The sequence below is a fragment of the Lentzea tibetensis genome, from assembly GCF_007845675.1.
In the GTDB taxonomy this organism is placed as follows: Bacteria; Actinomycetota; Actinomycetes; order Mycobacteriales; family Pseudonocardiaceae; genus Lentzea; species Lentzea tibetensis.
On sequence record NZ_VOBR01000004.1, the window covers coordinates 150,034 to 162,878 of the forward strand.

Here is a 12,845-nt window from a genome sequence, read left to right on the forward strand (position 1 = left end):
GTAATCGATTGACTAGCCCCTCGTGACGACCATGAGGGACGTCGCGCAGCACGCGGGGGTCTCCACGGCCACCGTGTCGCGCGTGCTCAACGGCCACGCCGCGCCGACGCAGGCGACCCGCACCCGCGTGCTGGCCGCGATCGACGAGCTCGGCTACCGGCCGAACGCACTGGCCCGGTCGTTGCGCACCACCAGCACGAAAACACTGGGGCTGGTCATCAGCGACCTGCTCAACCCGTTCTTCGCCGAGATCGCCCGAGCGGTCGAGGACGAAGCCCGGTCACACGGCTACTGCGTCGTGATCGGGAACGCCGACGAGAACGCCGAGCAGGAAGCGACCTACGTGCGCACCCTGCTCGACCGCCGGGTGGACGGGCTCCTGCTCTGCCCCGCCACCGATGACCCGAGCCTGGTGCGCGAGGTCGTAGCGGGAGGCGTGCCGCTCGTGCTGCTCGACCGGACCGTGCGGGGCGCGACGTGCCCCGTGGTCCGCGCCGACGGCGCTGACGCGCTCACCCAGCTCGCCCGGCGGCTCGTCGGCGCCGGACACACCCGGATCGGCGTGATCGCCGGACCGGCCGACACCAGCACCGGCCGCGAACGCCTCGACGCGTTCGCGGCCGCGCTCGGCCCGCTGCTCAGCCAGGACCTCGTCGTGCACGGCGACTTCCGGCAGGACAGCGGCAGCCAGGCGGCGGCCGTGCTGGTCGAGCGGAACGCGACCGCGCTGGTCGCCATGGACAACCTGATGGGACTCGGCGCGCTGGCCGAGCTGCGCCGCGCAGGCCTGCGCGTGCCGGACGACGTGGCGGTCGCCGTGTACGACGACCAGCCGTGGTTCCCGCTGGTCGACCCGCCGGTCACGGTGATCGCCCAGCCGACCGTCGAGATGGGGCGTGCCGCGGCGCGCAGCCTGCTCGCGCTCGTCAACGGCGACCAGCCGGAGGACGTCCACCTCAGCGCCCGGCTCGTCGTCCGGGCGTCGTGCTGATTCCCGGTCGTGATCGAGAACGACGTGGCAGAGTTCGGGAAGTGACTCTCCTCGTACTGGGATCAGCGAACGCCGACCTGGTCGTCACCGTCGAGCGGCGGCCCGCGGGCGGCGAGACCGTGCTGGGCGGCGACACCGTCGTGATGCCGGGCGGGAAGGGTGCCAACACGGCCGTCGCCGCCGGGCGCATCGGCGCGTCGGTGTCGTTGCTCGGCGCCGTCGGTTCCGATGGCTACGGCTCGCTGCTGCGGGATTCCCTGTCGTCGTCGGGTGTCGACACGTCGCTGCTGATCTCGTCCTCGCGGCCGACCGGCATCGCGTACATCACGGTCACGCCGGACGGCGAGAACTCCATCGTGGTGTCGCCCGGCGCGAACTCGGCCGTCGCACCGTCCGATGTGGATGCGGTGGACTGGTCGTCCGTGCGGGTGCTGGCGTGTTCGCTCGAGGTGCCGCTGGAGACGGTGGCGCACGCCGTTTCCGCCGCCGCGGCCGCCGGTGTGCGGCCGGTGCTGAACCTGTCGCCGGTGGCCGACCTGCCCGCGGAGACGCTGGCAGTGCTCGACCCTCTAGTGGTCAACGAGCACGAGGCCGCGCAGCTCGCACCTTCGTTCCCCGCGCTGCTGGACCTGGGGCCCAAGTCGGTCGTGGTCACGCTGGGCGCGCGCGGCGCGGCCGTGGTGACGCCTGCGGGCGTGACCGAGGTGGCCGCGCCGTCCGTCGAGGTCGTGGACACGACGGGGGCCGGTGACGCGTTCGCCGGTGCTCTGTCGGCACGTCTCGCGGCCGGGGACGCGTTGGAGGAAGCGGCTTCCTACGCGGTGCGGGTGGCCGCGCTGTCGGTCGCCAAGGCGGGCGCGCAGCCGTCCTACCCGACGGCCGCCGACCTAGATTGACGGCGGTTTCGGCAGCGGCGCACCGGATCCGGTGAAGTCGAAGACGGCGAACTCGGTCTGGTCGCCGAGCCGGGCTTCGAGTCGTCGCAGCTTGCCGTCCGCGTCGACCCAGTAGCGCAGCCGCGCGGTGTCGGACGCCTTCTTGCCCGCCTGCTGCGGGCCTTCGAGCACGTCGACGGTGGTGTCACCGATCTTGTCGGACCGCATCCAGCGGGCGGAGCTCTGCAGCAGCAGCTGCGCGTTGTCCGGCCGGTCGGCGCCGAGGTTGACCAGCAGCCGCAGCGCGCCGTCCAACTCGGAACCCTTCTCCTGCAGCTCGCGCACCTGCCACTCCGCGTCCGGCGGCGGGTCGACCGCGACGGCGGACGGGTTCATCGCGAACGCCAGCCGCCCCAGGTTCCACATCAGCAGGCCGCGCGAGAACTCGTCCGTGCGGCCGTCGGTCCGCATGCCCGCGTACCCGAGGTGGTTGACGAAGTCGACCCGCCCGTCGAGCACGAGCTTGCCGCCCGCGCTCGGCACCGCGGCGGTGAACTTCTGCACGCCCGCCGAGTAGTTGGTGAAGCGGACGAGCGCCAGCCGTTCGGCCTCGGTCGTGGTCAGCGAACGCGGCTCGGGCTCGGAACCGCACGCCGTCAGCACCAGCAGCAGGACCAGGAACCGCTTCACAGCTGCACCGCCGCGCGGTCGGCGAGCAGGTCCGCGGACGGCACGGAGTACGAGTCGACCCGCGGGTCACGCGGTTTCGCCTCACCGCTCGGCATCTCCGGTTGCGGTGGTGGCGCGACGACCTGGTTGAACGGGATCCCGCGCGGCGCGGCGGCCCTGGGCAGCACCACACCGGGACCGCTGAAGCACTTGCCGTCGTCGAAGCAGTTCCCGGAACCGGGGGCGCGCGTGGAGGCCGCGTACACGACGTCCGTGCCGTTGCCGGTGATCACGTTGCCCGCGAACCGGTTGTCCACCGGCGGCATGTCCTCCGACGAGCCCAGCGCGAGCCCCATGCCGGGGTTGCCGGTGATCAGGTTGCGGGACAGCAGGTTCTTCGTGCCGCCCGCGATGCCGACGCCGAGCCCGAACGCGCCGTCCGCCTGCGCGGGCGACATCGCCTCGGCGTTCGCGGCGACCAGGTTGCCGACGAACGTCGCGTCCGTCTGCGGCACCAGCGCCTCCTGGTAGTCCGAGTTCGAGGTCATGCCGACGCGGTTGCCGACGAACCTGTTGCCCAGCACGAACATCTGCCCGGACGCGTTGGTGCCCTCGTACCCGACGGCGTTGCGCTCGGCCACGTTGTCCCGCACGACGACGTCGCACGGCTTGCACTGGCCGACGTAGAAGCCGGAGTCCGCGCTGCCGGACGCGTAGCTCTGCTCGATCACGCCGTGCTGCGCGTCGAACGCGTAGATGCCGTACAGCGCGTTGTTGCTGGCCGTCACGTACGCGACGCGGAAACCCTGCAGCGGAGGGAACTTCTGCGGGTCGAGCTTCTGGTAGCCCTGGCTGCCGCGGCCCATCCCCCCGCTCTCGGACAGCCCGGTGACCAGCACACCGTTCAGCGTGTGGTTGCGGACCGTCAGGTTCTCCACGGTCACGTTCGGCGCGGTGACCACGATCCCGTTGGCGCGCCGCACTTCCCCGTCGATCACGACCTCGCCGCGCGACTTGCCGCGCAGCACCAGGTTCGGCGTCCTGATCTGCACGGACTCCTTGTAGACCCCCGGCGACACCACGACGGTGGCACCGTCGGCAGCCCGGTCGACGGCCTCCTGGATCGTCCCGACGTCCTGGGGAACCTGGACGGTCGGGCCGAGGCGGGGGGTGCCGGCCGAGGCGCAACCAGCGGCGAGCACAACGACGGCGAGAGCGGTCAACGAACGCACAGCCGGTCAACCTACTGCGCCGAACGGCCCAGTCCCGCATGCCGTCACCCGCCAGAGTGACTGTCAGACTGGGCCGGTGAGCCCACTCTCGCGCCGCCGTTTGTTCCACGGTGCTGCGGCGCTCGGACTACTCAGCGGTTGCGCCACTCCCGCGCAACGACAGCCCGGTGTCGTCACGCCGCAGCAACTGCACTGCGACATCTCCGTGTGGGACGCGGCCGAGGTGCCGAAGGCGCAGGTCAGCGAAACCGTCACGGTCACCGTCGGGAGTGGTGTCGACGGGCTGCCCGAGTTCCCCGGCGACCAGGTCGCGCCGCAGCACCGCGGCGGGCGGACGTTGCTGCAGATCTGCGGCGACGACCCGCTCGCCGTGCAGGACGCGTTCGGCCGGCTCTCCCCCTCGGGTGGACTGCGGTGGCGGGAGCAGGGCTTCCGCAGGCACGACAACCGGAACACGCTCGGCTTCGTCGACGGCATCGTGGTGCCGAAGACGCCGGACGAGTTCGCGCAGGAGGTGTGGCTGCCGGACGGGTCGACGATCGCGGTGGTGCGCCGGATGCGGCTCGACGTCGCCGGGTTCACCGCGTTGCCGGTCGAGGAGCAGGAGCGGATCTTCGGCAGGAGCAAGGACGAGGCGCTGCCGCTGTCCGGTCCCGGCGAGGTCAACCTGATGGCGAAGACGCCGGACGGGCAGTACCTCATCCCGGTCGACGCGCACGTCCGCCGGGCGCACCCGTTGTCGTCCGGATCAGGCCTGATGCTGCGCCGTTCGTACAACTACGCGGACGGGTTGCTCTTCATCTCGTTCCAGCGCGAGCTGAAGACGTTCGTCAACACCATGTTTCGGATGGTTGACGGTGATGCTCTGCTGAGGTTCGCCACGACGACGAGTTCGGCGGCGTTCCGCATTCCGCCCGTTTCTTAGTCACACTGGACGTCCCCGGTTCTCCATCGAAGGGTATGGTCTAGACCATGTCGAGCGCGCGGCTGAACGGTGTCGGTGTCAGTTCTGGCCGGGCCTCCGGTCCTGTCGTCCGGGTGGCGGAGTCGCTGCCCGAACCGCCTGCCGGGCCGCGTCCCGACGATCCCAAGGCCGAGGCCTCGCGGATCAGGCCGGCCACTGAGATCGTCGCGCAGCGCCTGATGGAGCGCGCGAAGCACGTCGAGGGCGACGCCCGCGCGGTGCTGGAGACGACCGCCGCGATGGCCGGTGACCCGTCGCTGATCAAGTCGGCGGAGAAGCTCGTGGTCGACGACGGCCTGCCCGCCGCCCGCGCCGTTCACCAGGCGGCGCAGAAGTTCGTCACCGCACTGGAAGCCGCAGGCGGCTACATGGCCGAACGCGCCCGCGACGTGCAGGACGTCCGCGACCGCGTCGTCGCCGAACTGCTCGGGCTCGCCCCGCCCGGAGTACCGGACCTCGCCTCGCCGAGCGTCCTCGTCGCCCGCGACCTGGCACCCGCCGACACCGCCGGACTCGACCCGTCGAAGGTGCTCGCGCTGGTCACCGAGGAGGGCGGCCCCACCTCGCACACCGCGATCCTGGCCCGCTCGCTGGGCATCCCGGCCGTCGTCGCGTGCAAGGGCGTGCTGAGCCTGGAGACCGCAGGCCTCGAGGTCGACGGCGACACCGGCGTCGTGCGCGAGTCGGACGGCAAGGTCCGCGCCACCGCGACCACCAAGCGCGCCACGTGGAACGGCGTCGGCATCCTCAAGGACGGCCACCGCGTGAAGGTGCTCGGCAACGTCGGCTCACCCGCCGACGCCGCCGCTGCCGCGGCCTCCGGAGCCGAGGGCGTCGGCCTCTTCCGCACCGAGTTCTGCTTCCTCGACGCGTCCGACGAGCCTTCGGTGGAGGAGCAGACCGCCGCCTACGCGGCCGTGCTCGCGCCGTTCGCAGGCAAGCCGGTCGTCGTGCGCACCCTGGACGCGGGCGCGGACAAGCCGCTCGCGTTCCTCAGCCCGGACCCCGAGCCCAACCCGGCGCTGGGCGTGCGCGGCCTGCGAGTCGCGTTCGACCGGCCGGAGGTGCTGGACCGCCAGCTCGCGGCCATCGCAGCGGCCGCCGCGCAGACCGGTGCCGACGTGTCCGTGATGGCGCCGATGGTGGCGCTCGCGTCCGAGGCCGCCTGGTTCGTCGAACGAGCTCGCGCCGCAGGCATCGCCCGCGCGGGCGTCATGGTCGAGGTACCCGCCGCGGCGCTGGCCGCTCGCGAGATCCTGCAGGTCGTCGACTTCGTGTCGATCGGCACGAACGACCTGGCGCAGTACGTGTTCGCGGCCGACCGCCAGCTCGGTGGCGTGGCCGCGTTGAACGACCCGTGGCAGCCGCCGCTGCTCCGGCTGATCGCGCTCGTCGGCGAGGCCGGTGTCGCTTTGGGCAAGCCGGTCGGTGTCTGCGGTGAGGCCGCGGCCGACCCGCTGCTCGCGTGCGTGCTGATCGGGTTGGGCATCACGAGTCTGTCGATGAACCACACCGCGTTGGCTGATGTCGGCGCCAAGCTGGCCACCTCCAGCATGGACCTGTGCCAGCTCGCGGCACGTGGTGCTTTGGCCGCTCACGACCCCGGCTCAGCGAAGCTCGCCGCCCGCGCCCCGCACTAGTTGTCCACAGGCCGCTAGTTGTCCACAGATCGCTGAGCGGCGCCTTGACCAGCGGTTATGTTGGTAGGCTGGAGCAGGGACGCCCCCCCAGAGGTGGGTGGGGGCTGCCCTGGGGCGGCTTCGAGCCGGCCAGTGCGAGTTCGGGGCTGCTCGTGTCAGTTGCTTGAGCGCCAGGCGGATCAGCGGGTGGTCGGGGCTATCTCTGGCGGATGTCGGATCTGTGGACTGGCGGGGTGTGCGACATCCGGCTGGCGTCGATGCTGACGCTGGCGGCAGTCCCGATGGCAGCCGCGACCCGGTTGGTCACCGCGATCTAGGAGCAGGCCATCGATGCGCCACAGCGGGCGTTGCGGCCGGCAGGAGGCAGGTTCGATCCGCAGCACCGCCGATTCGTCGAGCCCGCCGAGGCGACGCGCCGGCCGCGGCCCAACGCGATCACGCGCGCTTCCGATGACGCGACCAGCCCGTTCGGCCCCAGCAACCACGACGGCGTGAATCCGGCTACCGGCATCTCGTGAAAGCTGCTGGGCGGGTACGCCGCTGCCACAACGTCAAGGCCACCGACGAAGATCTGCACGCGGGACCGCAGGAGCCTGGCTCGCGATCTGCGTCAACCTCGCTTCAAGCCGGCCAGTGCGAGCTGGGGGCTGCTCGTGTCAGCTGCTCGAGCACCAGGCGGATCAACGGGTGCTCCTCGCTGCCCATCCGGACAGCGGCGAACACCCGCCGCAACGGAGCGTTGCCCCGCACCGGCACACCGGGCAACGCGTTGCGCGGCACCAGGGCGACCCCGGCACCGGCGGCGACCAGCGCGCCGATGGCCCGGAAGTCGTCAGAGGTGTGCGTGATCCGCGGCTCGAACCCGGCGCTCTCGCAGGCCAGCACGACGACGTCGCGGACGGGGTTGCCGGGCAGCGTGGTGACCCAGTCCTCGTCGGCGAGTGCACGGAGATCCACCTCCGGGCCCGCGAAGAGGTGCCCCGGCGGCAGCACGACGTCGAACGGCTCGGTGTACAGCGGGAACCGGGTCACCCGGCGGTCGGTGCGCGACGAGCGGTACTCCTCGGTGATCGCCACGTCGACCTCGCCGTCGAGCAGCAGCGGCACCGAACCGTGCCCCTCGACGTCCCGCACGACGACCGACACGGACGGCGCGCTGGTTCGCAGAGCGCCGATCGCCGGTGCGACGACCTGGGTGATCGCCGACGCGAAGCTGGCGACCTCGACCCGGCCGGACGTGCCGGAGGAGAACGAGTCGAGCGTCGCCTGAGCGCGTTCCAGCTCGGCGGCGACGGCGTTCGCGTGCACGACCAGCAGCTCGCCCGCGGTGGTCAGCGACACCCGGCGGCCGCGGCGGCGCAGCAGGCTGTGGCCCGCCTCGGACTCCAGCGCGGCGAGTTGCTGCGACACCGCGGACGGCGTGAGGTGCAGCGCGTGCGCCGCCGCGGTCACCGTGCCGTGGTCGGCGAGCGCGCGCAGCACCCGGAGCCGTCGAGGATCGATCACACGACTACGTGATCACATCTTGGTGCGTGCTGCCACGAAGGCGTCCACCGCGCGGTTGACGTCGTCGAGCGAGTGCGCGGCCGACATCTGCGTGCGGATGCGCGCCTTGCCGTGCGGCACCACCGGGTAGGAGAAGCCGATCACGTAGATGCCCTGCTCCAGCAGGAGGTCGGCCATCTTGGACGCCTCGGCCGCGTCACCGATCATCACCGGGATGATCGGGTGCTCACCGGGCAGCAGGTCGAAGCCCTCCTCGGTCATCCGCGAGCGGAACAGCGCGGTGTTCTCCCGCAGCCGGTCCAGCAGCTCACCGGACGAGCTCAGCAGGTCCAGCGTGGCGATCGCGGCAGCCGTGATCGACGGCGCGAGCGAGTTCGAGAACAGGTACGGCCGCGACCGCTGGCGCAGCATCTCGACGATCTCCGCGCGCCCGGACGTGTACCCGCCGGACGCGCCGCCGAGCGCCTTGCCGAGCGTGCCGGTGACGATGTCGACCTTGTCCTGCACGCCGAACAGCTCTGGCGTGCCGCGACCGGTCGGGCCGGTGAACCCGACGGCGTGCGAGTCGTCGACCATCACCAGCGCGTCGTACCGCTCGGCCAGCGCGCAGATCTCGTCGAGCGGCGCGAGGTAGCCGTCCATGGAGAACACGCCGTCGGTGGCGATCAGCCGGTACCGCGCGTCGGCCGCGTCCTTGAGCTGACGCTCCAGGTCGTCCATGTCGCGGTTCTTGTAGCGGTAGCGCCGAGCCTTGCACAGCCGCACGCCGTCGATGATCGACGCGTGGTTGAGCTCGTCGGAGATCACCGCGTCCTCAGCGCCGAGCAGCGTCTCGAACAGGCCGCCGTTGGCGTCGAAGCACGAGCTGTAGAGGATCGTGTCCTCGGTGCCGAGGAACTCGGAGAGCTTGGCCTCCAGCTCCTTGTGCGGTTCCTGCGTGCCGCAGATGAACCGCACCGACGCCATGCCGAAGCCCCACCGGTCGAGCGCGGACTTCGCCGCCTCGATCAGCCGCGGGTGGTCGGCGAGCCCGAGGTAGTTGTTGGCGCAGAAGTTGAGGACCTCGTCGCCGGAGCCGACGCGCACCGCGGCGTTCTGCGGCGTGCCGATCACCCGCTCGGCCTTGTACAGGCCGGCCGCGCGGATCTCCTCGAGACCGGCACGCAGGTCGTTCTTCATGTCGCCGTACATCAGGCTCCCGTCCAGTCGAGGATGACCTTGCCGCACTTGCCTTCCCGAGCGGTGGCGAACGCCTCCGCGTGCTGGGTGAAGTCGTACCGGTGGGTGATCACCGGGGTGAGGTCGAGCCCGCGCTGCAGCAGCACGGTCATCGAGTACCAGGTCTCGAACATCTCGCGGCCGTAGATCCCCTTGATGTGCAGCATCTTCAGCACGACGCTGCTCCAGTCGACGGGGAACTCCTCTGCGGGCAGCCCGAGCATCGCGATGCGGCCGCCGTGCGCCATGTTGGAGATCATCTCGCGCAGCGCGACCGGCTTGCCGGACATCTCCATGCCGACGTCGAAGCCCTCGGCCATGCCCAGCTCGGCCTGCGCGTCCGCGATCGTCTTGCCCGCGACGTTCAACGCGAGGTCGACGCCGACCTTGCGCGCCAGCTCCAGCCGGTGCTCGCTGATGTCGGTGATCACGACGTTGCGCGCACCCGCGTGCTTGGCGACGGCCGCGGCCATGATCCCGATCGGCCCGGCGCCCGTGATGATCACGTCCTCGCCGATGACCGGGAAGCTCAGCGCGGTGTGCACGGCGTTGCCGAACGGATCGAAGATCGCCGCGACGTCCAGGTCGACCTCGGTGCGGTGCACCCACGCGTTCTGCTCGGGCAGCACGACGTACTGCGCGAACGCGCCGTCGCTGTGCACGCCGAGTCCCTTGGTGTTGGCGCACAGGTGGCGCCTGCCCGCCTTGCAGTTGCGGCAGTGGCCGCACACCAGGTGACCCTCGCCGCTGACCAGGTCACCGACCTTCACGTTGGACGCCGCGGCACCGGTCTCGACGACCTCGCCCACGAACTCGTGCCCGAGCACGAGCGGCGCCTTGATGTTCTGCGCCGCCCAGTCGTCCCACGAGTCGATGTGGAGGTCGGTGCCGCAGATGCCGGTGCGCAGGACGCGCACGACCACGTCGTTGGGGCCAGGCGTGGGGTCGGGAACCTCGGTGAGTTCGAGTCCCGGCCCTGCCGCGAGCTTGACCAGTGCCTTCATGCGGGAAGTGTCACCCCACCCCGCTTGTGCAGTCCATCAGGACTTTCTGAATTCACTTGTTAGCTCCGCTTCACTGGTGATGTTGCGGACCATGCCGCCGAAGACGATGCCGTGGAACGGCAGGACGAGCCACCAGTAGAGGTGCCCGACCAGCCCGCGCGGCACGAACACCGCGCGTTGCCGGTAAGTGGACTCGCCCGCGTCGGCGCCCGCCACCTGGAGCTCCAGCCACGCCCCGCCGGGCACCTTCATCTCCGCGCGCAGCCGCAGCAACCGGCCGCGGTCCAGCTCCTCGACCCGCCACCAGTCCAGCGCTTCACCGACCTGCAAGCGCTGGGGATCACGCCGTCCGCGCCGCAGCCCGACCCCGCCCGCCAGCCGGTCGGCCCAGCCGCGCACCGCCCAGGCCAGCGGGAACGAGTACCAGCCGCGCTCACCACCGATGCCTTCGACGACCTCCCACAGCCGTTCGGGAGACGCGGTCGTGCGCTGCTCGCGCACGTCGGTGTACATCGAGCCGCCCGACCACTCCGGGTCGGTGGGCAGCGGGTCCGACGGCGCGCCGGGGAGCGAGGCACCCGACCAGCGCGTCTCGACGTCGGCGTCGCGGATCTTGGTCAGCGCGAGCCCGACCGCCCGGTCGTAGCCGATGTTCGCCCCCGGCAGCAGCGAAGCGATGTCGTTCTCCCGGCACACCACCTCGTGCACCAGCGACTCGATCAACGGTGCCGCGATCGATCTCGGCACGGGCGTCACCAGGTTGACCCAGTGCGAGGACAGCTTCGGGGTCAGCACCGGCACCGGCAGCACCCGGCGCTTGGGCAGGCCGGCGACCTCGGCGTACCGGAGCATCATCTCCAGGTAGGTCAGGACGTCCGGCCCGCCGATGTCGAACGTCCGGTTCGCGTCCGGCGGCAGCGTCACGCAGTCGACCAGGTAGCGCAGCACGTCCCGCACCGCGATGGGCTGGATCCTGTTGTGCACCCAGCGCGGCGTGACCATGACCGGCAGGCGCTCGGTCAGGTACCGCAGCATCTCGAAGCTGGCCGAGCCCGAGCCGATGATCACCGCTGCCTGGAGCACCACCGACGGCACACCGGAGGCCAGGAAGATCTCGCCGACCTCCTTGCGCGACGCGAGGTGCGGCGACAGCTCGACGTCCGGCGGGTGCAGCCCGCCCAGGTAGACGATCCGGCCGACGCCGGCCTCGCGAGCGGCCTGCGCGGTGTTCCGCGCGGCCCTGCGGTCGGCGTCGGCGAAGTCGTCGTCGTTGAGCGAGTGCACGAGGTAGTGCACGACCTCGATGCCGCGCATCGCGGATCCCAGGTCGGCGAGCACGTCGCCGCGCACGATCTCGACGTCACCGGCCCACGGGACGTCGCGCAGCTTGCCGGGATCGCGCACGAGGCAGCGGACGTCGTGCCCGGCCGCGAGCAGCCGGGGAACGAGTCGTCCGCCCAGGTATCCGGTCGATCCGGTGACGAGACAGCGCATACATCGATACTCGGCGCCCCGAGCAGGCCCCGCAGATCAGCGGAACAGGCCGCGCTTCTTCCGCCGGATCGCCACCGACCCACCCCGGATGGCACCGGAGAGCACGAAGTGGGGCTGCCCCATCCCGTCGCCGATCTTGTCCGACAGGTCGCCCATGGTCATCTCGAGAGCGTCCGTGTTCACCGTGGCGCCGTCCGGCACCACGAGCTTCACCGACCCGGCCGTCACGTCCAGCTCGATGCTCACCACCGGGTACGGGATCTCGGCGTCGGTGAAGTCGATGTCCGTCGACCCCAGCTTGTTGTGGATGACCAGCTCGCGCGGCACGGCCCAGCGGCCCTTGCGGCTGGTGGACGACATGGTGTTCTTCAGCTCGACCCGCTCGCTCGCGGGCACGACCGGCCTCAGCTCGGTGTTCACCATCCCCGGCAGGTCGACCACCACGGCGTTGAGGTCGGCGCGGGTGACGGCCGCCAGCGCGGTGTCCGTGCGGGAGGTGAACTCGTCGAGGGTGATCAGCCCCCGCCCGACGGCCTTGTTCAGCAGACTGACGACGTGCTCGCGCTCGGCGTCAGAGACGCGTAAGTCTCTCGGTTCGGTCATCTCTCTGCCTCCGGTTCGCTGTCGAGACCGTGCTCGATTGCATAACGCGCCAGCTCCACCCGGTTGTGCAGTTGCAGTTTGCGCAATGTCGACTGCACGTGGTTCTCCACGGTGCGGTGCGAGATCACCAGGCGGTTGGCGATCTGTCGTGCGGTGAGCCCCTTGGCGACCAACCGGAGCACCTCGGTCTCGCGATCGGTCAGCTGCGGCTTGTCCTCCGCGTCGTCCGGTGCGGCGGCCATCCTGCGGTACTCGCCGAGCACCAGACCGGCGAGCCCGGCGGTGAACACCGCGTCGCCCGCCGCCGTGCGGTTCACGGCCTCGACCAGTTCCTCGGCCGACGCCGACTTCACCAGGTAACCCGACGCGCCCGCCTTCACGGCCTGGAGCACGTCGTCGTGCTCGCCGCTGGCGGACAGCACGAGCACCCTGGTCTCCGGCAACTCGCCGGTGATCATCAACGTCGCGTCGACGCCGGACAGCTCACCGAGGTTGAGGTCCATGAGCACCACGTTCGGCCGCACCGCCTTGGCGATCCGCATCGCGGACGCGGCGTCACCGGCCGTGGCCACGACCTCGAAGCCGCGTTCGGCCAGGTCCCTCGCCACGCCTTCGCGCCACATCGGGTGGTCGTCGACGACCATCACCG

At 70.9% G+C, this 12,845-nt stretch carries 12 protein-coding genes; 4 read left to right on the plus strand and 8 right to left on the minus strand.

Annotated features, from left to right (window positions below; all coding sequences use genetic code 11):
• Positions 1–31: 31 nt before the first annotated feature.
• Both FKR81_RS07075 and FKR81_RS07080 read left to right on the plus strand, forming a co-directional pair.
• Complete coding sequence (locus FKR81_RS07075) at positions 32–991, plus strand: LacI family DNA-binding transcriptional regulator (protein ID WP_235921393.1); 960 nt, start codon at positions 32–34, stop codon at positions 989–991.
• A 41-nt stretch (positions 992–1,032) separates the two neighbouring features.
• Positions 1,033–1,887, plus strand: coding sequence for a ribokinase (locus FKR81_RS07080; protein WP_235921358.1), 855 nt, complete (start codon positions 1,033–1,035; stop codon positions 1,885–1,887).
• On the opposite strand, the gene FKR81_RS07085 is transcribed toward FKR81_RS07080, so the two are convergent.
• Both FKR81_RS07085 and FKR81_RS07090 read right to left on the minus strand, forming a co-directional pair.
• Positions 1,879–2,556: a hypothetical protein gene (locus FKR81_RS07085; RefSeq protein WP_146350127.1), complete on the minus strand. Its 678-nt coding sequence runs from the start codon at positions 2,554–2,556 to the stop codon at positions 1,879–1,881. The two genes, FKR81_RS07080 and FKR81_RS07085, sit on opposite strands and share 9 nt — an antisense overlap.
• The gene (locus FKR81_RS07090) at positions 2,553–3,767 is read right to left on the minus strand and encodes a right-handed parallel beta-helix repeat-containing protein (RefSeq protein WP_146350128.1); all 1,215 of its coding nucleotides are present in this window, start codon (positions 3,765–3,767) and stop codon (positions 2,553–2,555) included. The genes FKR81_RS07085 and FKR81_RS07090 overlap by 4 nt, the downstream gene beginning before the upstream one ends.
• Positions 3,768–3,843: 76 nt before the next feature.
• On the opposite strand from FKR81_RS07090, the gene FKR81_RS07095 reads away from it, so the two are divergent.
• Together FKR81_RS07095 and ptsP are read left to right on the plus strand one after the other, a co-directional pair.
• Complete coding sequence (locus FKR81_RS07095) at positions 3,844–4,692, plus strand: Dyp-type peroxidase (protein ID WP_146350129.1); 849 nt, start codon at positions 3,844–3,846, stop codon at positions 4,690–4,692.
• A 47-nt stretch (positions 4,693–4,739) separates the two neighbouring features.
• Positions 4,740–6,371: a phosphoenolpyruvate--protein phosphotransferase gene (gene ptsP / locus FKR81_RS07100; RefSeq protein WP_146350130.1), complete on the plus strand. Its 1,632-nt coding sequence runs from the start codon at positions 4,740–4,742 to the stop codon at positions 6,369–6,371.
• 621 nt (positions 6,372–6,992) lie between these two features.
• Here the strand turns inward: ptsP and FKR81_RS07105 are convergent.
• The 6 genes from FKR81_RS07105 to FKR81_RS07130 are packed head-to-tail and all read right to left on the minus strand — an operon-like array spanning position 6,993 to position 12,840.
• Complete coding sequence (locus FKR81_RS07105) at positions 6,993–7,877, minus strand: LysR family transcriptional regulator (RefSeq protein WP_146350131.1); 885 nt, start codon at positions 7,875–7,877, stop codon at positions 6,993–6,995.
• Positions 7,878–7,889: 12 nt separating this feature from the next.
• Positions 7,890–9,068: a glycine C-acetyltransferase gene (locus tag FKR81_RS07110; protein ID WP_146350132.1), complete on the minus strand. Its 1,179-nt coding sequence runs from the start codon at positions 9,066–9,068 to the stop codon at positions 7,890–7,892.
• A complete protein-coding gene (tdh, locus tag FKR81_RS07115) occupies positions 9,068–10,099 on the minus strand; it encodes an L-threonine 3-dehydrogenase (protein ID WP_146350133.1) in 1,032 nt (343 codons plus the stop codon). The genes FKR81_RS07110 and tdh overlap by 1 nt, the downstream gene beginning before the upstream one ends.
• A gap of 36 nt (positions 10,100–10,135) precedes the next feature.
• Positions 10,136–11,593 (minus strand): SDR family oxidoreductase, encoded by a 1,458-nt coding sequence (locus tag FKR81_RS07120; protein ID WP_146350134.1) that lies wholly within the window; start codon positions 11,591–11,593, stop codon positions 10,136–10,138.
• Between the two features lie 36 nt (positions 11,594–11,629).
• The gene (locus FKR81_RS07125; protein WP_146350135.1) at positions 11,630–12,196 is read right to left on the minus strand and encodes a DUF1707 SHOCT-like domain-containing protein; all 567 of its coding nucleotides are present in this window, start codon (positions 12,194–12,196) and stop codon (positions 11,630–11,632) included.
• Entirely contained in the window at positions 12,193–12,840 is a 648-nt protein-coding gene (locus FKR81_RS07130; RefSeq protein WP_146350394.1) for a response regulator, read from the minus strand. Before FKR81_RS07130 ends, FKR81_RS07125 begins: the two co-directional genes overlap by 4 nt.
• Positions 12,841–12,845 lie beyond the last annotated feature (5 nt).